Origin of the sequence: Psychrobacter sp. S1-30-MNA-CIBAN-0213 (assembly GCF_040309845.1) — a bacterium.
Taxonomy (GTDB): Bacteria; Pseudomonadota; Gammaproteobacteria; order Pseudomonadales; family Moraxellaceae; genus Psychrobacter.
Genome location: NZ_JBEOPE010000002.1, coordinates 276,287 through 301,140 on the forward strand (window position 1 = coordinate 276,287; position 24,854 = coordinate 301,140).

Here is a 24,854-nt window from a genome sequence, read left to right on the forward strand (position 1 = left end):
TTACGTTTTGACAGTTTTTTCCTAACATTCACATCACAAATCCAAAGTACGCAATCTCAGCGCGTTACCAATCACCGAAACTGACGATAAGCTCATAGCTGCCGCTGCTATCATAGGACTAAGAAGAAGCCCAAATACGGGATAGAGCACACCTGCGGCAATTGGAACACCAAGCGCATTGTAAATGAAGGCGAAGAACAGGTTCTGTCTGATATTGCGCATAGTTGCGTGGCTAAGCTTATAGGCTTTTGCAATACCCATCAAATCACCTTTTAGTAGGGTAATCCCTGCACTCTCCATTGCTACATCAGTGCCGGTACCCATAGCGATACCAACATTCGCTTGCGCTAGTGCGGGCGCGTCGTTAATACCGTCACCTGCCATCGCCACCAATTTACCGCTGTCTTGCATCTCTTTAACGATGCGGTTTTTGTCCTCTGGCGAGACGTCGGCATGGACTTCATCGATACCTAATTTATTGGCGACTGCCTGCGCGGTTTTTTCGTTATCGCCCGTTAGCATAACGACTTTTAGTCCCGCGTCATGAAGCAGTGAAATAGCTTCTTTGGTGCTTGGTTTAATAGGATCAGCAACTGAAATAATACCAGCAGCTTTACTATCTATCGCCACGAACATTACCGTTTCACCGTCCTTTCTACGGACGTCGGCTTTAGTAGATAAATCCTGATCGAAGCTGTTTAAACTCTCCATAAGCTTTGAGTTACCAATAGCGACTTTTTTACCATTGACTACGGCTTGTACGCCCTCACCGGTGGTCGAATTAAAGTCAGTAGCTTTAGGAATAATGAGTGATCTATCTTGCGCGGCTCTCACGATAGCTTCTGCTAAAGGATGCTCGCTCGCGCTTTCTACTGCCGCTACCAGTGCGAGGAACTCGTCTTCATCTTGACCTGCGAGCGCATCAATTGCGGTAAGCTCGGGCTTACCAGCGGTGAGCGTTCCAGTCTTATCAACGACAATAGTGTCAACCTTTTCCATCGTCTCTAGTGCTTCGGCGTTTTTGATCAGTACGCCATTTTGTGCGCCTTTTCCCGTACCGACCATGATTGACATCGGCGTTGCAAGTCCGAGCGCACAAGGACAAGCGATAATGAGTACCGCGATAGCGTTGACCAGTGCATAGGCCATAGCCGGCTCAGGTCCGAATGTCGCCCATACAATAAAGGTTATGATAGAGCTGACAATGACAATGGGCACAAACCAACCCGCTACTTGGTCTACTAGGCGCTGGATAGGGGCACGGCTGCGCTGGGCTTCGGCGACCATTTGCACAATTTTGGATAATACCGAATCTGCTCCGACATTGACCGCTTCGACCAATAGCGTGCCAGTGCCGTTCACCGTACCGCCGGTGACCGTATCACCTTGCACTTTTGAGACAGGAATGGGTTCGCCCGTAACCATTGATTCGTCAACATTGCTATTACCATCGAGCACAGTACCGTCTACTGGCAGCTTCTCTCCAGGTCTAACTCTTAGCTGGTCACCACTGATGACTTCATCAAGTGAGACTTCGACTTCGTTGCCGTTTTCATCGACACGTCTTGCAGTCGGCGGTGCGAGCTCAAGTAAAGCACGGATTGCGCCCGAGGTCTGACTTCTGGCTTTTAGCTCCAGCACTTGACCAAGTAGCACCAAGGTTACGATGACAGCTGCCGCTTCATAATACACACCGACTTGACCAGCGCTATCTCTGAAACTGTCTGGAAAAATATGCGGGAAAAAGGTCGCGATAATACTAAAAATATAAGCAGCGCCTACGCCTATCGCAATCAAAGTAAACATATTTAGATTGCGGCTTTTTATAGACTGCCAGCCTCGAACGAAGAACGGCGCGGCGCCCCACAGTACAACGGGAGTAGCAAGCGCTAATTGCAACCACTGCGAGACGGGGCCTGAGATATCATATTGACCAATATTATCTAAGTTTATCCCGAACATATCGCTCATCGCGTATAAAAATAGCGGTATGGTGAGTACGGTACAAACCCAAAATCGACGGGTCATATCGTCAAGCTCAGACGTATCTTCTTCGCCGATGGTGACCGTTTCTGGCTCAAGTGCCATGCCGCATATTGGACAGCCACTATTTTCAACGTCTCGGACTTCGGGATGCATGGGACAGATATAGACCGTACCCTTATAATCGTCTGGTACTTTGTCGTATTTACCGCCTCTGATAGACTTTACCTCGCTACTACCCTTTCCATGACAACTGTCGTGACTATCATCTTTAGCAACCTCGTCTTCATGTTTAAGAAACATGCCACATATTGGGCAATCACTTTTTTCAACATCTCTAACTTCTGGATGCATAGGACAAATATAAATCGTACCGTTATAATTTTCGGGTACTTTGTCGTATTTCCCGCCTTTGATAGACTTTACCTCAGCACTATTATCAGTAGTATCCGTACCATGACAATGCGCATGACTGTCTTCATTGTCTTTGGAATCAGCAACTTCTTTAACGACTTGGTCTTCAGGTTTGAGTGCCATGTTGCATATTGGACAGCCACTATCCTCGATATCTCGGATTTCGGGATGCATTGGGCAGGTATAGATTGTGCCATTATAGCCAGCAGGTACTTTATCGTACTGTCCACCTTCTATAGACTTTGTATCGTCAATATGTTTCATAAAACCACTCCTTGAAGACCATGAGTAGAGATCTTGAATCAGTTATATCAACCGCTGATAGCCGTTGTTTCTACTCTTGCTTTACACGCTTAACAACTTAGTTAAGCGTAAGACTCAATCTCGTTTACGCAGATATTTGAGCAGCGACATAATTATTAATACTAATATGGCAAAAAACAGTAGGGCAAATACTAAACAGACAACCATCATTCCCCAGCTCATACCATGCATCATCGATCCATTCATCATGCCACCCATAGGCCCATTCATCATACCGTGCATCATAATAACCATTATAAGTACTCCTTATTTGTTATTTCCTTAGTATAAGTAATGATATAGTACTGGCGTGTGAACGTATACCTTTCAATAGGGTGCTTACTTAATGACACCTAATACAAAGTGCTCAAAATTTGTGACTGTCTATTCCAACTCATCAATAAGCGCTTGCATCTCACCGATTTCACGCTTTTGTGCTTCGATAATGTCATCAGCAAGCTGGCGTACACGCGGATCTTCGATATCAGCACGCGAACTGGTCAAAATAGCAATCGAGTGATGCGGTATCATCGCTTGCATCCAATCCACTTGATCGACCGTTTGTTGTGATCTAACGCCCCATAAACCAAAGGCAAATAGCACGACACTAATCCCATAAACCATTAGGTTGACCTTGGTCTTTTTATACATATCGGTCATAAAGGCGAGCATGATAATAGCCATCATAGCGCCCATATATAACGCCATATAAGCTCTGGTTTCGCTAAAATAAACGTGATCCCATTGATAAGTATTAAAATACATCATGATAAACATCACTACTGTCGATGTTAAAATCATCAGGGTGAACTTTATATAAGGGTTCATTTGCTTCTGTTTATTGTCCATATGGTTATTCATATTCTTGTCCTTAATTTAGTAAAAAAGGCACCTAAATGAAGAGGTGCCTTTTTTTGGAGCTAGTGTTATAAACTGTTTTTTGCTTACATGGTTAACACTAGAACCAAAATTTCACACCAGCTGTAACGCTACTAGAATCAACAGCTTCGTCTTCTTGACGTCGCAAATCTCTTGCGTTGCCTAAAGCGGTCTCATAGCTGATACCCACATAAGGCGCGAGCTGACGACTTAACATCTCGTAAGTAAGCCTAACGTCAGCCCCAAACTCATTAAAGCCTTTAGTAATATGGTTATCCGTATCATCTTTGCTAAATGCCGTCAGCTCTACTTCTGGAATCACTACCCAATGTTGATCTAAGCGCCATTCGTACTCTGCACCTAGATCTAGACGAACTTGCCCATCAGTATATAAATAAGCTCTAGCATCGGTTTCGATGAAGTAAGGTGCAGTGCCTGCAATACCAGCCATCACGGCAGATTTATCATTTTCGGTATCATAAGCAACACCGGCTTCCCCATTCCAAAAAATACTAAGTGGCTTCCAGTAAGCGAGTGAGGTTAAACTATCAATTTCTTTATCGTCTTTAGTTTGGATACTACCTTCGCTACGTAGCGTTACGCGGTTGCTGTCTGTACCGTACCACGTATCAAACTCATAATTGATTTGATCATCGTCAAATTGATAGCCCAGATCGTCTACTGATACGCCCCATAACGGTAAGCTACCCATCATCACAGGCTTACCAAAGCGACCATAGGGAACACCGTTCGAGTAGTCAGGGCTTCGAGCATCGGCTGGTGCTTCCCCACCTTGCATCCCTGACATGTCCATACTGCCATGATCCATGCCCGACATATCCATGCCACTGTGATCCATACCTGACATATCGCCCGACATATCCATGCCACTGTGATCCATATCTGACATATCGCCCGACATATCCATGCCGCTATGATCCATATCTGACATATCGCCTGACATATCCATGCCACTGTGATCCATACCTGACATATCGCCCGACATATCCATGCCACTGTGATCCATATCAGACATATCGCCTGACATATCCATGCCACTATGGTCCATATCTGACATATTGCCCGACATATCCATGCCACTGTGATCCATATCTGACATGTCCATACCAGACATGTCCATACTGCCATGATCCATGTGCGACATCTCAGCAGCATTTGCTAAAGGTGACATTAATAACATCAAAGATGACATGCCAATAAACGGTAGACCTACTTTATATATTTTCATAATAAGGCTCATATTCGAAGGTTTATTAAACAACGGCAACTTCTCTAAACATCCCTGCTTCCATGTGATAGAGCAAGTGACAATGCCATGCCCATCTGCCAGCTTCTCCGGTGACATCAAAGCTTATCTTTTGTGCAGGCTGTACCATTATCGTATGCTTACGTACTTGAAACTCACCTGAAGGCATCCGCAGATCGCTCCACATACCATGCAAATGCATGGGATGATTCATCATGGTGTCATTGACTAAGGTAATACGTACGCGCTCGTTGGGCTTAATATTGACCGGTGCGGCATCTTTGAACATAACCCCGTCTAGAGCCCAAATATAGCGCTCCATGTTTCCCGTCAGATGTATTTCAATCTCTCTGGTGGGTTTGCGCTGCTCTGCCATTATCTCATCGCCGACAGAGCGCAACTGACTATAATTCAAAACCTTTCTATCAATGTTACGTAGATTAATACCAGGGTCATCAAGGTTCATACGCGGACTATCAACGCGCATATCGGACTTAAAGTCATATTCTGTCTTAGCATGCTTGGCTTTATAGCCATCAGCGCCCATAGCACCCATCATGTCGGCCATCGTCAGCCATTCGATTTTGTCCATAGCAGGTATCGCAGGACGAGCGCCTTTTTTAGTCGCAAGCGTTGTCGCAACATAGCCTGACCGGTCAATGTTTTGGGCAAATATGGTATGCGCATCTTTAGTCGGCGTCACGATGACATCATAAGTCTCGGCCACCCCAATACGGAAATCATCGATATCGACAGGACTGACATCAATCCCATCTGTCGCGACGACTTTCATTTTGAGACCGGGGATACGTACATCAAATATTGTCTGCGCTGAACCATTAATAAAACGTAGTTTGACGGGCTGACCAGCTTTGACGAGCTGCGTCCAGTTAGCCGCTGTCGTTTTACCATTCATTAGATAAGTAAAGGTTTTTTCACCAGATAAATCAGTAAAATCTGTCGGCATCATCCGCATCTGATTCCACATTTTGCGCTTATCAAAAGCTGCTTCTAGATCTGTTGCGGCAATATCGGACAGTAGCTTTTTGAAATCTGGTAAATGATAATTATCAAAGTCGGCGCGTTGCTTTAATAGTTTCAGTAAGTTATGCGGATCGCGGTGCGTCCAATCACTGAGTAAAATGACATGGTCTTCCTCGATAGGATGACGTTCGCGTCCTTTTGGCTCAATGACAATGGCCCCGCGCATACCAGTTTGTTCTTGGAATCCAGTGTGCGAGTGATACCAATAAGTGCCAGATTGTTTTAGCGTAAATTTATACGTAAAGGTGCTATTCGCTGGGATACCATCAAAACTAATACCTGGCACGCCATCCATCTCGAATGGCACTAGCAGACCATGCCAATGAATGGAGGTTGACTCATTCATCTGGTTATGGACGCGTATCACTACCGTATCACCCTCGCGCATTTTTAGCGTCGGCGCTGGTAATGAGTCATTAATGAGTGTCGCCGTGCTTGATTTTCCATTAACAATAATGGGTTTTTTGCTGACATAAAGATCAAACTCTTTGCCTGTCAGTATGGGTACTTTATGCTCGGGTTTATCACTGTTAATGACGGCGTTTTTTTGATTTGCACCCAACGCACTATTGGCAATGGTTGGTAACGTCGATAACATAGACGCGCCAAGTAGCGTAGATGACCCTGTCAAAAAACGTCGACGGTTAAGCATGTTTTTATTATTCATAATGATGACCTAACTTAATCCATTAAATGGGAATTGAGTTTGTACCAAACGAGCTACTTTAAACATCAATCAAACTACAATTGCTGCTGCGGCGACTCAACATCAGCATAAACGCTTGTCGTACCGTCTTTATTGATTTGCATAATTTGATACGGCATAAATTGGTTTTGATACTCCATACCAGGGCTACCGACTGGCATACCGGGTACAGCAAGACCGATAGCATCGCTAGGCGGATTTTTTAAGAATTGTGCCATGTGCTTGGCGGGGACATGGCCTTCAAAGACATAACCATCGGTGGTGACTGCGGTATGGCAAGACTGCATTTGCGGCGGTACGCCATAACGCTCTTTGAATAAAGACAAGTCTGCAACATCGTTCGCCGTTGCATTTAGACCATTATCTTCTACATAACCTACCCATTCTTTACAACAGCCACAATTAGCATCTTTATAAACAGTGGCAGAAACATTTTTAAGGAGATCTGATTGGTTTATTAAAGGAGCCGTCACCGCTGTAAGCTCAGCTTGTGGTTCTACTACCTGAGCCGTTTGTGTAGCAACCGTTGGCTCAGGTTGTACAGGCTTTGAATCAGATGCGCTCGTATTTGATTGGCTACAAGCCGCTAATAATAGTGAAGATGTCACCATCACTAAAAGAACACGACCAGATAACCGGTTGTGTTCACTAGGAAATATATTGGTATAGCGTCTCATAAAGCCACTCCTAAGCGTTTGTTTACATATTTGATATTCTAAATACTTTACCCTGCATCTAAAGTAGCATAGGCCTATTATAAAATGTTAAGCGCAGCACCTATGCAGTATTGCTCAGTACTGCGTTGTTGACATTAAAAACTATGTGTTAAAACCCATGTACTAAAACCACGATACTAAAAACCATAATATTGAAAATAATTAATGCTGCATTCCAGATTCGTCGCCCGACATATCCATATCCATATTACCATCAAATGACATATCCAACATATCGTCATCTAACCTAGTCGTTAGCATGGTGTACTGACTTTCATTCAATTCAGGTAATGATCTAATAAAAGCGACCATTGCCCACATCCTATCGTCATCATGAGAAGCTCCCCACGCTGGCATTCCAGACGCCATGATGCCATGTTTAATCGCCCAAAAACTTTGTTGTGCACCAGCTTTCGTTTGATAACGTTCAACAACATCAGTCTTGGTAAAGTTAGGCGGTTTAGGATATAGACTCTCGCTGAAATCAGTCTTTTCTACCCCAGGAGACAAATGACAGCCTGCGCACATATCTTTGTAATCCGCACCACCAGTGCTAATCATATCTACTTGTTCTAAATCTGGAACAACAATATCTTTACTCGCGTTTTCTATAGACCGGTTACGAGCCGTCTCCAAGAAGTTGTAGACCATTGGGCTATGCTCTTGATCGGCCCCAACATTTGAGACGCCACTAATAACGACAATGAAAATACCAGCAATTGCGACAACAACGGTAAAAAGTGCCCCCAATAAAAATTTCATATACTTATCCTAAAAATCCATTTTTGTTAATACATCACTATCATTTAATAAAACTGCCTAATAGTGATGTATATTTAACAGGACTAGATTTGAAATTCTTAAGACTTACTGTCACTGCTCACACAGTGTTTTTGGTACATCTGTTTCATTTTACCCATATTAGCCATCATTGCTTTCATAGCAGGATCGTTCATATCCATTTTGCTATGATCCATTTTGCCCATCATTTGCACATGCTTTTCCATCTTTTCGCAGTTCATTTGATCCTTTTCAGCATGCATTTTTGGATCATGTGCCATAGCAGACGTTGAAACGACTAGAGCAACAGCAGTAACGATGATTGATTTAGGCATTGATTTGAATAGTGACATAATTAATTCCTTGTTTGATTTGATTAACAGCTCATAAAGCGTAGGTTTGGGTTGAATTCAGCTTTAATGTATTGAAACTTAAAGAATATATTGTCACTTAAAGTTGTCAAAGACTAAGGCTATTAAATCAGTTTAAATGATAACTTACTCATTCTGACTGACAGATGACACTAAGATGACAATTCTGTCATCTTCGCATCTATAGATTTTAATGCTGAACGTAATCCTTTAGTATTGCCTTAGCATTACTGTCACGATCTCTACCGTACTTGTCTACAAAATACTTTTCAGCTTGCAGATGTTGATCTTGGTGCTGAACCTGACAGGCCGCTCTTGCATCGACATAGCTTTTCATTTGAGCATCAGATATTTGCGCATCATTGTGATCAGCGTTTTTTGCAAATTCAGTAACCGCATCGCAGTTGTCGATAATCGAAGTACTTAGGTTGGTAGTATGAGCATTTGCTGCTGACATGCCAATAAGCATCGACAATGATAATAGAGCTGCATTTTTTAGACCATAATTTTTCATATAATACTCTCAAAAATAAATAATTGGACATTCAAGTAGAATGTTTGTTAGTGAAGCTATTTATAGAAGTTAACTTTATTTTTTAGAAACTATCTCTAGCAGACAAAGCTTTCTATTTAGCGTTGATTAAGGATACTAAATTGAGACTGACAGCTTAATGACGAATACATGACATGTTTGTTAGAAATAAATCAATCTTGTCATACTCTCCAATAAGACCAAATGCTAAAACCCACGGTGGCACCTATGCTTTTTGGCCCGCGCAGTTATATCAAGCATCTTCTGTCAAGCTACGAATTATTAAAGTGTGGTAAGAAATGCTATTAATATAAGAAGTGCTATTAATATAAGAAATATCATTAAAAAGGATAGGCTATGAAAGTATTACTGGTAGAAGATGAGATAAAGCTTGGAGAGTATATAAAAAAGGGGCTAACCGAGGCTGGCTTCATCGTTGACCACCATACGACTGGTCTAGACGGCTATCATGCCTTGATGACAGATGAGTTCAGCGTGGTGTTAATGGATGTGATGCTACCTGATGTCAGTGGCTTTGAGTTGATACGCAATTACCGCGCTGCTGGGAAGCATACGCCCGTCTTATTTTTGACTGCAAAAGATGATTTGAGTGATAAAATCAAAGGTATTGAAATCGGCGGAGATGATTATCTAACCAAGCCTTTCGCCTTTGCAGAATTAATAGTCAGGATAAAAAGTCTGTTGCGCCGTGCCAATCAATCTGATTATAAAAGTACTATTATGGAGTTAGCAGATCTAAAAATGGACATTGCCAAGCGCACCGTATATAGAGGCGACAGCGCCATTAAGCTAACTGCAAAAGAGTTCTCCCTATTGCAGTTTTTGTTAGAACGTCAAGGTGAGGTATTGCCGCGCTCCGTCATCGCATCGCAAGTATGGGACATGAATTTTGATAGTGATACCAATGTCATTGACGTCGCTATAAGACGTCTGCGACTCAAAATCGATGATGAATTTGCTATAAAGCTGATTCATACCGTGCGCGGGATGGGTTATCGATTGGATGCCGTAAATACTTCGGATACGAATACTGATAGCGCTACAATCAATGACAATGCAATGAATAGCGTTGCCATCAATAGCACTGAAGCCAAATAAAATGAAATATAACTTCGAAAATCGACGCTTACCCCTGCTATGGCGGACAATTTTTTTACTGACGATATTCGTTGTTATCTCTCAAATCGTTATTTACATTTGGGTTCAACGCTCTGTAAATGGTCACTTTGAGCAAATGGATTCAGAGATTATTACTCATGCCGCCTTTAATCTACGCAAGCGAGTAACCCATCTCGATGAAGAAACGGCTTTTCCAACTTTACCCTCTTCAATATCTTCATCAACTTCGCTGAACTCGCCCACTTTACCAGCACAAGCGCCAGCACCAATTGGAGCTGACCACCTGCATTCCTCTTGGCTAGACTACGATCTAAAGACGCTCGTAGCCGATAAAAACGGCCGCTTATTGTCTAGCACTCCTAGTAGTTTTGCCGATGAATTGCCCACAGATTTTAACCTGTCATCTCTATGGCAAGACCATCACGAACAGCAGTTTGTTATAGAGATAAATAATAGAAGTTACCGAGCAGTTATCATTCAAGACAATCAAATGCTCGCGCTTATCGCCCTGCCTATTGATGTCCATCATCAGTATTTATTACAGTTTAACCGCCAGCTCAGTATGATATTGATAGCGATTACCCTGCTATTGGTGTCAGTCGCAGCATTAAGTGTCTACTGGGGTTTTGCGCCTTTATCTACTATCGTACAAAAGATGAAGGGCATCAATCCTGAAAAGCTGGATGAACGAGTCATCGTTAGTGATATGCCGCGAGAGCTACGACCGCTTGCTGAGTCTTATAACTTAATGATGAGTAAGCTTGAGGGGAACTTTGAATCACTATCGCGCTTCTCGGATAACATCGCGCATGAGCTGCGTACCCCGCTGGCAACTCTTGGCACTCAGACTCAGGTCATGCTTAGCAAGACTAGGAATACGAATGAATATATCGAGCAATTGCATCATCAGCATGACACGCTTGAGCAATTATCTGCGCTGATTAATAACATGCTCCTGCTAGCTAAAACTCAAAAAGGGCTTTATGACTCTCAACTCAACGTTGTCGATACCGAGTCACTAATCACAAAGCTTATCTCCTACTATGAAATGATAGCGGAAGATCGTGAGATAGCTTTTGAAAAAACGGGCAACTTTGGCGCAGTATTAGGCGATGAAGGCTTGTTGCAAAGATTGTTTGCCAATCTAATGTCAAATGCCATCTATTATGCGGCTAGTGATAGCGTCATTACTATTGCAGCATCTGCGATTGCCACTACTTCTATTGCCTCTCATCACGTGGTAAATAGCGCAAAAGTCAATGTAGCAAGCAATGTAAAAAATAATGACATCCAAAATCTAGGGCAAACAATAAAACAAACCTCTAAACCATCACCTTTAAAAATAACCATCACCAATCGCTTGGACGAACCCTTGACTCAAACTGAGGCGAACAAATTATTTGAGCGCTTCCATCGTCATCATAGAACGACAACTATGCATGCAGGATCAGGTCTGGGATTATCCATTGTGCAAGCTATCGTCAACGCCCATAACGGCAAAGTCAGCATTACTATCAAAGATGATTATTACTTCCAAGTTGAGGTAATTTTGTAGCACTCAAAGTTAGAGGTTCCAAGTTTATTCTCTTAAGTAATCAAAGGTTTTACACCAGCCCTCACAGCGTTCTGCATCACGCTTGTCATATATGCTCATAGCAGATTCGAGATTCAAATTGAATTCATCCTCCTTATCTTCTGCAAGTGCTGTCAGTCGCATCGAATACCAAGCAGTCACACCGCCTGGAGGATTGGTATTGAATCTTGGAAACTCTGGATCGCCCCCATCAATACTTAGCCAATCATGTGCAAGATGTGGATTAAGCGCCATAGCACGTCCTATACTTACCATGTCTACAGCACCGCTTTCGACAGCATCAATTGCTTGCTGACGTGTCTTAAAGCCACCAGTCGCCATGATTGGAATCACAGTTATTTTTTTCGCACGGCTTGCAAAATCAAGGAAATAAGGCCCAGCACCTGAATTACTGTCTGAGCTTGCAACTGCCCCTGGAAAATAAGTTCCGCCACTGATGTCGATTAGATCAATAGACGTTTGATCAAGCAATCGAACCATCTCCATAGCGTCGTCTTCCGTCAATCCACCTTCCAACTTATCGGTTGAATTGATTTTAATACCAATCGGAAACGCGTCTCCAACAGCTTGCCGAACCGTATCTATAATCTCTTGAACGATGCGAAATCTCGACTTGATTGATCCGCCATATTCATCCGTACGTCGATTGAATAACGGAGATAAAAACTGGCTCAAAAGGAAGCCATGTCCAGCATGAATCTGCACACCACCAAATCCTGCATCCTTGGCAATTAACGCAGCCTTTGCGTAGATACTTGGTAACTCCTTAATGTCTTCGACTGACATGCTCTCACACTTCAATCCTTCAAGGTCTAACGCAGATGGACCCTTAGGCCGACTGACAGGCAAATAGGATAACGCTCCAGCATGTCCGAGTTGCGGCCAAATATGCGCTCCACCGTTAGATCCTCGACGTGCCAAGGATTGCAATGCGTTTTGATCAGTAGTTGGTCCTAATACTAGATTGCCAGGTTTTTCAGGATGTCGAGGATCGCCCTGTACTTCGCCAATCAGAGACAAGGCTGCACCGCCTTCCGCCCAGCGCTCATAGAGACGTGACTGTGCTGTAGTGGCGTTGCCTTTTCCATCACCAAGTGAGTCTGACATTGCGGCCTTTGCTAATCGGTTTTTGAGCGTCACACCACACGGCAGTTCAAGTGGAGCGGCTAATACATTGGCTGAACTTGAAAGTTCATGCTTAGTCTGTAATTGTTTCATCGACTTTCTCCATCGTTATATCGAAATATTTAGATATTAAGTGTCTGTTAAATACTGTGGTTCTGTTAAATACTGTGGTTCTGTTAAATGCATTGTCTTTAGTTTTATCAGTACGAAATAGAATAGATACGTTAATAGCCACATGTTACTGGTATAAATTTTCCTTGCTTGCTGTTAACACAGAGGCTGCGAAAAATTCATCCCAGTAGCGCTGTATCGGTTTTAAAGTGATTTACCTATATGCTAATTACTTATGTTAATTATTAAGGCTTTAACAACTCTTTCTCAACCTCATCAATGAACGCTTGGATATTAACCTCATTGCGTCGATAAAAGGTCCATTGTCCATGACGCTCAGCAATGACCAAACCAGCCTGCTTTAAAAGACTCATATAGGTTGAGATTGTCGATTGTGACAACCCTGCTTTTTCTTGAATGTACGCAACACAAACACCGTCCAAATCAGCATGCTCTGGTAGCGAAGGCGGAAAGTTCGACCTATCTTTCAACCATTCAAGAATTTTACGCCGCATAGGATTGTTAAGGGCGGAGATTACATTTTCAATATTCATAAATCATAATATCCCGATATATAGATAAGAGTCAACGGATAATTAAAACTAATTTCAATAACTCGGTAGCATCGGCAACCAAAACACCAAGGCCAACAGCGTGGCTAATAATACTGGCGGCGTGATGAGCAGCCCGATTTTCATATACTGTCCCCAGCTGATTTTATAGTCCTTCTCTGCCAATACATGTAGCCATAACAAGGTCGCAAGGCTACCGATGGGCGTAAACTTTGGCCCCAAATCATTGCCAATCACATTAGCATATATCATCAGCTCGCGAGTCGCTGCGGGTACTTGCGCGCTATCAATAGCCAATGCACCTACTAAGGTGGATGGCATGTTGTTCATGATAGAAGCCACTATCGCCGAAAGGAATCCAGTCCCTACTGTAGCGATGATATTGCCCTGCTGCCCTAACCAGTTAAGTATTTGGGCACCATAAGCCGTTAACCCTGCATTACCCAACCCATAAACGACCAAGTACATACCGATTGAAAACAACACGATTTGCCAAGGCGCTTTACGTACGACGTCAGATACAGAAACAACAGCACCCCGACCACCCTGCCACCAGCGTCCTGCAATAGCCATCAGCACCAGCGCAGCAGCGCCAGTGACGAAGGAGATAGGAATACCTAGTGATTCAGTCGCAAAATAAGCAACAAGTAATAATGCTAATAGCGGAAAAGCTGCCTTAAAAACCAGCGAATCTTCAATAGCGGATACGGGTGCGCTAAGATTGGCGATGGAATAGTGTTTTGGAATTTGGCGTGAATACACCACCCATAACACTGCTAATGTTGCGATGACAGAAACGATATTGACCGGCACCATGACCGCCGCATAACGTCCAAAGCCAATATCAAAATAATTGGCGCTAACGATATTGACCAGATTAGAAGTCACTAACGGCAAACTTGCAGTATCAGCAATAAAGCCCGTCGCGATGATAAAAGCCAATGCCGATGGCGGTGAAAACTTAAGCCGTAGCAAGATAGCGATGACAATCGGTGTCAATAGTAATGCAGCCCCATCATTGGCAAAAAAAGCAGAGATAAACGCGCCCAATATCACAATCATGGGAAATAATAACCGTCCTTGTCCATTGCCAAGTCTGGCTACATGCAGTGCCGCCCAACCAAAAAATCCCGCTTTATCTAATATAATTGAGATGATGATAAGCGCCACAAAAGTAAAGGTTGCATCCCAAACAATGTCCCAGACGATACCAACATCAGATAAATGCACCACACCAAAAGCTAAGGCGACCAATGCACCGCCCATCGCGCTCCAACCAATGCCCAATTCTTTAGGCTGCCATATCACCAAAACTAAAGTCACGATAAAGATAATTAATGCGAGCATGGAGCAACCTTATTTGAGCTGACTTTTTTAACCGGCTTGTTTTAACCGAATTGGTTTAGCCGACTTAATATATAAAAGATTAGAGCGATTTTTGATTGACACGTTGCGACACTGCTTCAGCGCTTTCTACCCGTTCTGAATAGCGATCTGTCAGATAAGCTGAGCGTCCACGAGTAAGCCAAGTGAACTTTACTAGCTCCTCACAGACATCAACGAGGCGCAGATATAAGGGCGACTTGTCCATGCGATTATCGTCGTTAAACTCTAAAAAGGCCTTAGGAATAGACGATTGATTGGGGATAGTAATCATGCGCATCCAACGTCCAAGAATACGCAGCTGATTGACGGTATTAAAGCTTTGGCTGCCACCGCTCACTTGCATCACCGCTAAGGTTTTGCCTTGGGTTGGACGTACGCCGCCCATTGATAACGGAATCCAATCGATTTGTGCTTTCATAATACTAGTGATGCTGCCGTGGCGCTCTGGACTCACCCACAGCATGCCTTCTGACCACTGCGCCAGCTCGCGTAACTCTTGTACCTTTGGATGGTCGCTATCAGCATCATCTGGCAGCGGTAAACCCGATGGATTAAAAATCCGCACCTCGCAGCCATACCAACGCAATAGCCGACTTGCCTCTTCAGCCGCTAGCCTAGAAAATGAGCGCTCACGTAACGACCCGTATAGCACTAGTATCTTTGGCGGATGACGTGGATCATTTGGCGCAATCAATGACTCAATATCAATCGGTTGTAATTGACTGGCATCAATATTGGGCAAGTCATCTAGATTGGATAAGTCATCGACGTCAGATTGCCCTGTATTAATCTTTACCATGATGTAGAACCTCTCCATCTTCTTTAGTAAAGCTGCTGACTGGGTGGTCTAACAATTCAAACACTCGCTCTGAAGGTCGACACAAGGCTGCGCCTTTATTTGTGACCACGATAGGACGGTTAATTAAGATAGGATGGGCAATCATCGCATCGATAATCTCATCATCAGATAACTCAGGATTATCTAAGCCCAGCTCATCATTAATGGCTTCTTTACTGCGTAGCAACTCTCTTGGCGAGAGGTTCATTTTTGCCAATAGCTCAACCAAGTAGTCACGGGTTGGCGGATTTTTTAGATACTCCACTACTTCCGGTTGCTCGCCTGATGCCTTCATGATAGCTAGTGTATTACGAGAAGTACCGCAGTTAGGATTATGAAAAATTAATGGTTTCATAGCAATCTCACCTATTTTATAAGTATATTTATTAAGAATATATTTGTTAAGAAGACGTTTATTAAAAATTTATTTATTGAGAGATAATTATTGAATCAGTTATTGGCTTAGTGGTTGTTTTAAGGACTGTCTTGATTATTAGGTTTAGCAGTCTCACATCCGCTCAAACTGTCCATGAGCGAGGCACACAATTCTGGATGGCCCGCACAGCAATCTTGCAATAAAAACTGAACAACGGCCTCCATATGCAACAACGAGGCGCGATAGATTATCTGCCGACTTTGGCGTTTTGACACCACCCACCCTGCTCGTGCCAGCACTGATAAATGCGCCGACATAGTGTTATGCGGCACAGACAGCTGACGGGCTATTTCACCCGCAGGTAAACCCTCGGGCTCTTGACTGACAAGTAACCTAAAGGCTTTAAGACGAGTATCTTGAGAGAGCGCAGCGAAGCTTGCGATAGCGTTAGTTATTTCCATATGTCCAATAATACAGACATATTGAAATAATTCAATAGATAATAAAACAGAAGTTTTGATAAGTGATGACTTAGAGCTTTTGATAATCTAATTTCTAGCAATATAAAGGCGATTTAATTTAAAAAGAACATAATGTCATTTGGGTAAATTTATCGAAGCATCGAAAAGTGCAAAGCGTACAGTAAGTGAGGAAAATTTATACCAGCAGAACATTATTTTTAACGCATTTTTTTATTTGTAATTGGTAATACAACACACAGCAAAAAACCCGCTAAAAATAATTTAGCGGGTTTCTAATGTCAATAAACAAGTCAGGTTATCAACTAACAGGCTACAAAATAAATTAGCTTACACTGCCCAACAAGAGCAACCAAAGGCACCGAAGAAGTCTTTAAAGTTAGACACCGGCGCTTTCGAAGTCCAAGCTTTGGCATGGTTATGACCGTGCAGCGTACAAGCGCTGGCACAACCACAAGCCATCGCTGCTTGATTCATCAGTGGCTCTAGTGAATTTTTACCCGCACCCTCAGGCTCGCCCCATGCGCCGTAGCCCCCATATTGATTGACTGGTGACCAATCTGGCATAGCAGGCGGTAGCGGCGTATCGTAATCTGAAAACTCACCATCAGCATAGACGACTTTTCCGCCAACCACCGTCATATTCGACGTCAAATATGGAATTTCATTTTCTGCGACGCTAAAGAAGTCTTTACTTGGCACAATAAAGTCAGCCAAATGTCCCACTTCAATGCGACCACGTTCGCCTACTTGATTAGAGAACCAAGCGACTTTTTCGGTCCACATACGCAGTGCTGTTTCGCGATCAACCAAATTGTCTTGATCATACAGTTTCATACCACCAACGGTTTTACCAGTAATAAGCCAAGCCAGTGACACCCATGGATTGTAAGACGCGACGCGCGTCGCATCGGTACCGGCAGATACGTTGACACCACTATCTAACATTTGCTTAACGGGTGGCGTATTGGCAGCAGCAGCCGTACCATAACGCTCAGCAAAGTACTCACCTTGATACGCCATACGATGCTGTACCGCAATACCACCACCCAGCTCCGCGATACGATCAATATTGCGTTGTGAGATAGTTTCCGCATGGTCAAAGAACCAGTTGAGACCGTCGATAGGCATGTCTCTATGGACTTTTTCAAACACATTTAGTGAGCGCTCAATAGTCTCATCATAAGTGGCATGCATGCGCCATGGCCACTTGTTCTGTACCAAGATACGAATAACATCCTCAAGCTCGCCTTCCATCTCAGGCGGCATCTCTGGGCGCGGCTGACGAAAATCCTCAAAGTCAGCGGCTGAGAATACCAGCATCTCGCCTGCACCATTATGGCGGAAGTAATCATCGCCTTGCTTATAATTGGTGGTCTGCGTCCATCTTAAGAAGTCTTCTTTCTCTTCTTTTGGCTTTTGGGTAAACAAGTTATAAGCCATACGTACGGTAAGCTGATTATCATCATTGAGCTTTTGCACGACTTCATAATCATCAGGGAAGTTTTGCGAACCGCCACCAGCGTCAATGATGCCAGTCACGCCTAAACGGTTAAGCTCACGCATGAAATGACGGGTTGAATTGACTTGATAATCAAATGGCAGCTTTGGTCCTTTGGCTAATGTGGCATAAAGAATAGTCGCATTAGGCTGGGCGATAAGCAGACCTGTTGGATTGCCATTGGCATCACGTTGAATCTCACCACCGGGTGGTTCTGGCGTATCTTTGGTATAGCCCACGGTGCGAAGCGCTGCCGCATTAAGCAAAGCGCGGTCATATAAATGCAGGATAAACACTGGCGTGTCTGGCGAGATAGCGTTAATCTCATCTAATGTCGGTAGCCGCTTTTCTACAAATTGATTCTCAGTAAAACCGCCAACGACACGAACCCACTGCGGTGACGGTGTCTTGTCTACTTGAGTTTTTAGCATAGACATAGCATCGGCTAATGAGCGTACGCCATCCCAGCGCAGTTCCATATTGTAATTCAGACCACCACGAATGACGTGTGTATGGTTATCGAATAGACCTGGTATCACGCTACGTCCATTAAGATTAATCGACTTGGTATTATCACCTTTGAGCGCTTGTATTTCTTGATCACTGCCGACAGCGATGAAACGGTCGTCCTTGATAGCGACAGCACTAGCATTAGGCTTAGCAGGATCAAGGGTGGTCATTTTACCGTTGTAATAAATAATGTCAGGGCTTGTCATAATATTATCCTTGTTATAGTAAGAGACCTTAGTGTCAAACAACTTAACTATATGAATTTTATTAGCAATAAAACCAATCAAATGACACTGCATTTATAAACACTACGTTGCTTCTATAAACACTACGTTTCTATAATTACTACATATCAAAACATTGTACTGTTATTAATTTTAATCATTCTGTATAGGAGCTTTTAAAGAAACAGTGCTGTCGGGCGCGCTACTATTTTTACTATCTAGTGTCACGGTTTGGTGAAAGGCAAAGGAGGGTTTGTTAATAAACTGCTTAGCAAAAGGCACTATCTGCTCGCCCATCAGCATACCAAACAATCCAACTAAGGCAGCAACTGGCGGCGCAGGTGAGCGCACGTTTAGTACACCATATAACAAACCAGCCAGAATACCGACAGTCAATGAGATGATATAAATTTTCATATTCCTATCATTTTATTATAAAGGGTTGGCTGAACCTTTAGCTGTCCAGAATAGCTAAAGACACAACCAACCTTTTGTGATTAATTAATCTTATATTTTGGCAGGGTTAGGGCCGATGCTGCCAATAGATTGAGCACGGGCAGGCGCTTTATGCACCATTGTATAAGCATAATCAACACCCATACCATAAGCACCAGAGTGCTCTCTTACAATATCCATAACCGCATCATAAGTGGCTTTATTAGCCCAGTCACGTTGCCATTCAAGCATGACTTGTTGCCAAGTAACAGGGATAACGCCCGCTTGCACCATACGATCCATTGCGTACTGATGCGCTTCAACAGAAGTTCCACCAGAAGCGTCAGCAACCATATAAATTTCGTAGTCTGTGTCTTGCATGCATGATAACGCAAAAGATAAGTTACATACTTCTGTCCATAAACCAGAGACGACAATTTTTTTGCGACCATCTTGTGCATGTTTGGCCAAGGCATCACGTACGTTTTGATCGTCCCAAGAATTCATCGAAGAACGCTCAAGCGTTTCGTTTTGTGGAAATACACTCAAAAGTTCAGGTAGCGTATTACCAGAGAAGCTAGCCGTTTCAACGGCAGTGATCGTCGTTGGAATATTAAAAGCTTTAGCCGCTTTTGCCAAACCAACCACATTGTTCTTTAAACTTTGGCGGTCAATCGACTGTACGCCAAACGCCATTTGCGGCTGTTGATCAATAAAAATAAGCTGACTATTCTGAGGGTTCAATAATTCTAAAAGTTTGTTAGACATATTTAACATCCTAATAATAAAGTGAATAATTATAAAAATTTAGGGCTAGGAAAATCTTACAGCCGAAACCTACTAACTCATTGATAAATGCTAAAATGGTATAACGAAGTTGAATTATATTATTAATAAAAACTTAATAATAATAATAATAGTATTAGATATTCTTAATATTATTATATGAATAAAACTTTATGTGTACAAGGCAAAAATTGGCATATTACAGTTTTAGTACAATTAATAGCCTCTGTACTGTGTCCCAAAAAAGTATTTATACTAACAAACCTACCTAACATTCATAAAAGCATTAAACATAAAAAAACCCTAAGTAAATAAATACTTAGGGTAAAACTGATTAACGCAATCTTAGTTTTTAGATAGGGTGTGTACAAGAGGCTCAAACTTTAGAACCTAAGTTTTAAAAGTGTTAAAGGCTATAAAATCTACACCCCGCCCGCGCCTTTGCTTGACGCCTCGCTATTTTCTACCAGTATAGCGGCCGCTGTTTTTTTGAGTATTGCCCACTGTTCATCATCGACATGGATACCTTCCTTCCATGAGCGCTGATGCGTTGCAAATAGCTCATCCGTCGATATTTTATGATCGAAATGCTCGATTTCTTGCTCAATATCGAAGTTAGCAGTAGCCAGCTCAATGATCATATCGTTGGTATTGTAATTGTCTTGTGGTTCATTAAAAAAGTACAAGTCAGGATAGACAAAGCCTTGATTTAAGGTTAACAAAGTATGCTTAGGTATCGTACCATTATCCCACTTCGCTAGACAGGCAATGCCATTATCAGCAAGCTTGACCAACTCACTATAAGCCAACCAGCGATTATGACAGTTCATTAAGTAAATCTGAAAATGATCCAAATCGCCCATCTTTTCTAGTGCATAGTCCATTATGGCAGGCAAGTGACAAATCAAACTGCTGCCATGTAGATCAAAGCGAATCGCGCCAGTCTCTTGATGGATGATATCAATGGGCATATCTTGCTCAGTTAAGATATATGGGCTGGCATTATTAAAGTGACATACACCGTCCAAACCAGCCATTTCTAACTCAGCCACCATAGAGGCGATCACATCAGCTTCACCTACTTCTCGATGCATACCAGTAAAGGCTTTATACACCATTGCCACGATTTCATTATGCGATACAATCATGTCTTAAACCTCCTTAGTAATGGCTGAGTCTTGTATGGACAGTTTTTGGGTAGGCGAGTTTTCTGTAGACAAACTCTTTGTAGACAAGTCAGGCAATAAAGGAAACAGCCATTCATCACTATGTACTTCTGCAAATAAAGGCGCACCTTGGAATAAAGTAATTCGCACCCAGCGATCAGATCTAGGATCGAACTTAGTTGCGCCAAACATCGATAGCTTACAGCGTAGCAGATGCATCGGCGGTGCATTCTTATGTAAGACATTCATCTGGATATCGCCCATTTTTTTATGGCCCATGGTCCATACGCGGCGAGCGATAGAGCGGTACTTAGGTTTGCTTAACATAAACTCAGATATGAGCTGCTGTGGATCGGCTCGCTGTAATGCTAAATACAGATTTTTTGCTTGCCGTGCGATGTTTAATGACAGCTCTCGATCATCACCGGGCTCTTGTCCGCGTACGCCCATGCGTGGCTCTTCTTTATCCACCGATCGATACCAAAACCAATAGCTATTTTCAGGCTCATTAAAATCAATAGTAATCGCCCATTGATAACGCGTCTCTAAGACGTCAAGCAAATCTTGAATCACTTTCCCTTTCGGTAGGGTTAAGTTTTCATCAGCGTTGACTTTTTCTTGGAACGAATCCACACGCTCAGGATATAGCTCCATCAAGCAGGAAATGATGACTTCTTGGCTCTCAAAACTTAAGTGATTATGAGCTTGCAGGAACTCTGCCCATATCGTGTAATCTTCAATCGTCGTCATCAAGGCGCTTTGTAATGACGTCAACTCTGTAACGACGGTCGTGTTTAACGCAGCTTGCTGCTCATTGATGGTAACGATTTCGGTAAAGTGCTGAATGGCACGCTTAAGTAAGCTTTCAAAGTACTCAGTCTTTTCAGCTTCAATATCGCAGACCAAAGTCGCTTGTACGGCTTCTTCACGAGTGGTGAGCCACTGATCAACAATGCAAGGATGATTGATGAGATATGGCGCCATACCCAGACCAGTCGCATTACCGATACCGAGATAATGCTTAATCTCTGGATGGAGCGCGACCGCTTTGCTACCGCCCTTTTTCTTAGCTAAAAAATCAACCCAATCAAGGCTAAATTCGCGTAGCAAATAAACTGCACACATCTGCGCACGAAACGACTGATTAAAGTCTTCACTATGATCTAATGGCTTAAAGTCATAAATACCAAATTTGCCATTGCCATAGACTGCCGTGGTACGCAGGATATAACCTACTTGTGCTAGTACATCAAGGTCTGGCTGCTTGCCATCAGCTAGCGCACTGACGATATGATCAAAGACCCGCACGCTTTTATTAGCACGTGCCAGCACCATCACCATATTGGAGTTGCGACCTGCCTCTTGTAATGGCACATTGGCTTTGAGATTATCGAGCAGCTCCTGACCAATCTCCCCAAAAACGAGACCAAAGGTGACATCCCACTTTTGTGCTATCACCCGATCATTACGCTCGTCATCCGCCAGCTCATTACAGAATACCACCAGATGATACTTGTGCTCTGGGGTTTGCAGGCGATAAATGACTTGTCCATAACCATTATCATCTAGGTCCCAAAGATGCGTGCTCAGCGTCCATTTTTCTCTATCAATTTTACGCAATAATGTGCGCACAAAGCTGATACGCGTCTGGTGCATGGCGCCCAATCTTTCAGCATTCATAACCACAGCGGGGCTGCGTAAAGACAGTGTCGCTACGTCAATGCTCTCATTGCTTGCGTGAACCAAATTCATAATTCCACTACCTTACATAATGTGTCAGACCAATTAACTGGCTAACTGTTTTAACGAACAATTTCAACCAAACTTCTTAAAAAATCTCTATCATAATCAAAATGTTATATATGAATTACTAATTATGATAGTTGACTAATGGTCTATTTTTCTCCCATAATCTTTTCTTTAGCGAGCTTCTCCTCCGCTAATCGATGATTGACCTCAACTCGATTCGGACGATACAAATCTTGATCGCGTGCCATTTGCTGTGCGATTTGTGGTCCGTTCCATAGTGACGGCAATAAAACAAACGAAACCGGAACAGCGGTAATCACGATGAATGATTGCAACGCCGTTACCCCGCCTGAACCAAGCGAGATTAATACGATAGCGGTAACCCCCATCATAACGCCCCAAAATGTACGAATCATAGCATTTGGCTCATGCTCGCCACTGATAACGACACTGATGGTATAAGTCATCGAATCCCCTGTCGTCACGATAAAGACCGTGGTCAAAATCAAAAACAGTATCGAGGTAATCAATGGAAACGGCAATTGCTGCGTGACCGCCAATAGCGCGCCAGGTAAGTTAAAACCTTCAAAAGCGCTACTAACACTACCGGGATTGGCAATCTCAAACGCCAGCCCTGAACCACCAACGACGGTGAACCAAAAACAGGTAACCAATGGCGCAATAATACAAACGGTGGTGATTAATTGGCGAATCGTACGGCCACGTGAAATACGGGCAATAAAGATAGCCATCATCGGGCCGTAACCTAAGAACCAACCCCAAAAGAACACCGTCCACCAGCTCAGCCAGCCTTCATCACCGCGGTAAGTTGCCATCGGAATGAAGTTATCAATCAAGCCACCGACACCTTGAATATAGCCATTGATAATAAAATTGGTCGGTCCAAAGATTAAAATAAAGACCATGAGCGCAAAGGCTAATATGACGTTAAAGCGGCTAAGCAGTTGCATACCGCGAGTCAGTCCACTAATCGCTGAAATAGTATAAAGCGCAATAGCGAATAATATGATGATAAGTTGGGTGCTAAAAGTATCAGGAATACCGAACAAGACATTGAGTGCATAGCTGGTCTGTAGACCCAAAAATCCGATAGGGCCGATCGTGCCAGCAGCAACCGCGACGATACAACAAGCATCAATGATTGCGCCCGTTTGACCGGTGAGCACACGCTCGCCAAACATAGGATAAAGCAGCGTACGTGGTTTAAGCGGTAAGCCTTTGTCATAGTGCAGATGCATCACAACGATAGCCGTCAAGCTGCCCACAATGGCCCACGCCAAAAAGCCCCAATGCATAAAGGATTGTGACAAAGCGTTAAATGCGCGTTGTTGCAAGTCTGGTGACTCACCGTATAAAGGCGGGGCTGAGACGAAATGCGCGATAGGTTCGGCGGCTGCCCAAAATACCCCACCGCCAGCAAGTAGCGTACAAAAAAGAATGGCCATCCATTTGAAGCTATCCATCTCTGGCACAGGTAAATTGCCTAAAATGACATGTCCAGTGCGTCCAGCGCCAACGGCCAAAGCGATTACAAAGGTTGCTAAAAGCAGTATTTGCCAAAAAGGGCCAAAGATGTTGACCGACCAAGAAAAGCCCACTTCAACTATTTTTGCCAAGCGCTCTTCTGCAAAGATAGCCATCAAAACAAAGGCGACCAGAAAACCGCCACTGTACCAAAACGCTGGGTTTTTAAGTCCTAAAGTATCGGAAGGCCCCTCTACATGAGTCAAGTTACCCACGGTTTTATTGGCGTTTGAGCGTCCTTGCTCATCGTTGTTAAATCCCTTTAAATCGGCCATGATGTGGCTCCATATGCTAACGTTGCGTTATTTAAATCAAGGGTATA

23 protein-coding genes are annotated in these 24,854 nt (G+C 43.2%); 2 read left to right on the forward strand and 21 right to left on the reverse strand.

Annotated elements, in window-relative coordinates:
* Positions 1 to 33: 33 nt before the first annotated feature.
* From AAEY87_RS02965 to AAEY87_RS03005, 9 genes are all read right to left on the reverse strand, one after another.
* Positions 34 to 2,661 (reverse strand): copper-transporting P-type ATPase, encoded by a 2,628-nt coding sequence (locus AAEY87_RS02965; RefSeq protein ID WP_350655886.1) that lies wholly within the window; start codon positions 2,659 to 2,661, stop codon positions 34 to 36.
* Positions 2,662 to 2,775: 114 nt separating this feature from the next.
* On the reverse strand, positions 2,776 to 2,955 hold the full coding sequence (locus AAEY87_RS02970) for a hypothetical protein (protein WP_068034903.1): 180 nt from the start codon (positions 2,953 to 2,955) through the stop codon (positions 2,776 to 2,778).
* Positions 2,956 to 3,084: 129 nt separating this feature from the next.
* Positions 3,085 to 3,561 carry a DUF305 domain-containing protein gene (locus tag AAEY87_RS02975; protein ID WP_350655888.1) on the reverse strand — a complete coding sequence of 159 codons (477 nt, stop codon included), beginning with the start codon at positions 3,559 to 3,561 and terminating at the stop codon, positions 3,085 to 3,087.
* Between the two features lie 97 nt (positions 3,562 to 3,658).
* A complete protein-coding gene (locus tag AAEY87_RS02980; protein WP_350655889.1) occupies positions 3,659 to 4,828 on the reverse strand; it encodes a copper resistance protein B in 1,170 nt (389 codons plus the stop codon).
* A gap of 25 nt (positions 4,829 to 4,853) precedes the next feature.
* On the reverse strand, positions 4,854 to 6,557 hold the full coding sequence (locus AAEY87_RS02985) for a copper resistance system multicopper oxidase (RefSeq protein ID WP_350655890.1): 1,704 nt from the start codon (positions 6,555 to 6,557) through the stop codon (positions 4,854 to 4,856).
* A 74-nt stretch (positions 6,558 to 6,631) separates the two neighbouring features.
* Complete coding sequence (locus tag AAEY87_RS02990; RefSeq protein WP_350655891.1) at positions 6,632 to 7,273, reverse strand: DUF411 domain-containing protein; 642 nt, start codon at positions 7,271 to 7,273, stop codon at positions 6,632 to 6,634.
* Positions 7,274 to 7,474: 201 nt separating this feature from the next.
* Positions 7,475 to 8,074 (reverse strand): c-type cytochrome, encoded by a 600-nt coding sequence (locus AAEY87_RS02995; RefSeq protein ID WP_350655893.1) that lies wholly within the window; start codon positions 8,072 to 8,074, stop codon positions 7,475 to 7,477.
* A 98-nt stretch (positions 8,075 to 8,172) separates the two neighbouring features.
* Positions 8,173 to 8,445: a hypothetical protein gene (locus tag AAEY87_RS03000; protein WP_068326508.1), complete on the reverse strand. Its 273-nt coding sequence runs from the start codon at positions 8,443 to 8,445 to the stop codon at positions 8,173 to 8,175.
* Positions 8,446 to 8,653: 208 nt separating this feature from the next.
* On the reverse strand, positions 8,654 to 8,977 hold the full coding sequence (locus AAEY87_RS03005; protein WP_350655894.1) for a hypothetical protein: 324 nt from the start codon (positions 8,975 to 8,977) through the stop codon (positions 8,654 to 8,656).
* 375 nt (positions 8,978 to 9,352) lie between these two features.
* Between AAEY87_RS03005 and AAEY87_RS03010 the strand changes: the two genes are divergently transcribed.
* Positions 9,353 to 10,114, forward strand: a complete 762-nt coding sequence (locus AAEY87_RS03010; protein WP_350655895.1) for a heavy metal response regulator transcription factor — start codon at positions 9,353 to 9,355, stop codon at positions 10,112 to 10,114.
* Between the two features lies 1 nt (position 10,115).
* On the forward strand, positions 10,116 to 11,690 hold the full coding sequence (locus AAEY87_RS03015; protein WP_350655896.1) for an ATP-binding protein: 1,575 nt from the start codon (positions 10,116 to 10,118) through the stop codon (positions 11,688 to 11,690).
* A gap of 24 nt (positions 11,691 to 11,714) precedes the next feature.
* On the opposite strand, the gene AAEY87_RS03020 is transcribed toward AAEY87_RS03015, so the two are convergent.
* The 12 genes from AAEY87_RS03020 to AAEY87_RS03075 form a co-directional block, all read right to left on the reverse strand.
* On the reverse strand, positions 11,715 to 12,947 hold the full coding sequence (locus AAEY87_RS03020; RefSeq protein ID WP_350655897.1) for an NADH:flavin oxidoreductase/NADH oxidase family protein: 1,233 nt from the start codon (positions 12,945 to 12,947) through the stop codon (positions 11,715 to 11,717).
* A 263-nt stretch (positions 12,948 to 13,210) separates the two neighbouring features.
* The gene (locus AAEY87_RS03025) at positions 13,211 to 13,480 is read right to left on the reverse strand and encodes an ArsR/SmtB family transcription factor (RefSeq protein ID WP_350655898.1); all 270 of its coding nucleotides are present in this window, start codon (positions 13,478 to 13,480) and stop codon (positions 13,211 to 13,213) included.
* Between the two features lie 93 nt (positions 13,481 to 13,573).
* Positions 13,574 to 14,884 (reverse strand): arsenic transporter, encoded by a 1,311-nt coding sequence (locus AAEY87_RS03030; protein WP_350655899.1) that lies wholly within the window; start codon positions 14,882 to 14,884, stop codon positions 13,574 to 13,576.
* A 79-nt stretch (positions 14,885 to 14,963) separates the two neighbouring features.
* The gene (gene arsH / locus AAEY87_RS03035) at positions 14,964 to 15,722 is read right to left on the reverse strand and encodes an arsenical resistance protein ArsH (RefSeq protein ID WP_350655901.1); all 759 of its coding nucleotides are present in this window, start codon (positions 15,720 to 15,722) and stop codon (positions 14,964 to 14,966) included.
* Positions 15,709 to 16,116, reverse strand: a complete 408-nt coding sequence (arsC, locus tag AAEY87_RS03040) for an arsenate reductase (glutaredoxin) (protein WP_350655902.1) — start codon at positions 16,114 to 16,116, stop codon at positions 15,709 to 15,711. The genes arsH and arsC overlap by 14 nt, the downstream gene beginning before the upstream one ends.
* A gap of 119 nt (positions 16,117 to 16,235) precedes the next feature.
* Positions 16,236 to 16,598, reverse strand: a complete 363-nt coding sequence (locus AAEY87_RS03045; RefSeq protein WP_350655903.1) for an ArsR/SmtB family transcription factor — start codon at positions 16,596 to 16,598, stop codon at positions 16,236 to 16,238.
* Positions 16,599 to 16,946: 348 nt separating this feature from the next.
* Positions 16,947 to 18,833, reverse strand: a complete 1,887-nt coding sequence (locus AAEY87_RS03050) for an amidohydrolase (protein WP_350655904.1) — start codon at positions 18,831 to 18,833, stop codon at positions 16,947 to 16,949.
* 171 nt (positions 18,834 to 19,004) lie between these two features.
* Positions 19,005 to 19,268 (reverse strand): DUF1427 family protein, encoded by a 264-nt coding sequence (locus AAEY87_RS03055; RefSeq protein WP_350655905.1) that lies wholly within the window; start codon positions 19,266 to 19,268, stop codon positions 19,005 to 19,007.
* A gap of 90 nt (positions 19,269 to 19,358) precedes the next feature.
* Positions 19,359 to 20,054, reverse strand: coding sequence for a hydrolase (locus tag AAEY87_RS03060; RefSeq protein ID WP_068326484.1), 696 nt, complete (start codon positions 20,052 to 20,054; stop codon positions 19,359 to 19,361).
* A 440-nt stretch (positions 20,055 to 20,494) separates the two neighbouring features.
* The gene (locus AAEY87_RS03065; protein WP_350655906.1) at positions 20,495 to 21,220 is read right to left on the reverse strand and encodes a DUF3726 domain-containing protein; all 726 of its coding nucleotides are present in this window, start codon (positions 21,218 to 21,220) and stop codon (positions 20,495 to 20,497) included.
* 3 nt (positions 21,221 to 21,223) lie between these two features.
* Entirely contained in the window at positions 21,224 to 22,990 is a 1,767-nt protein-coding gene (locus tag AAEY87_RS03070) for a hypothetical protein (RefSeq protein WP_350655907.1), read from the reverse strand.
* A 143-nt stretch (positions 22,991 to 23,133) separates the two neighbouring features.
* On the reverse strand, positions 23,134 to 24,807 hold the full coding sequence (locus AAEY87_RS03075; RefSeq protein WP_350655909.1) for a BCCT family transporter: 1,674 nt from the start codon (positions 24,805 to 24,807) through the stop codon (positions 23,134 to 23,136).
* Between the last annotated feature and the right edge of the window lie 47 nt (positions 24,808 to 24,854).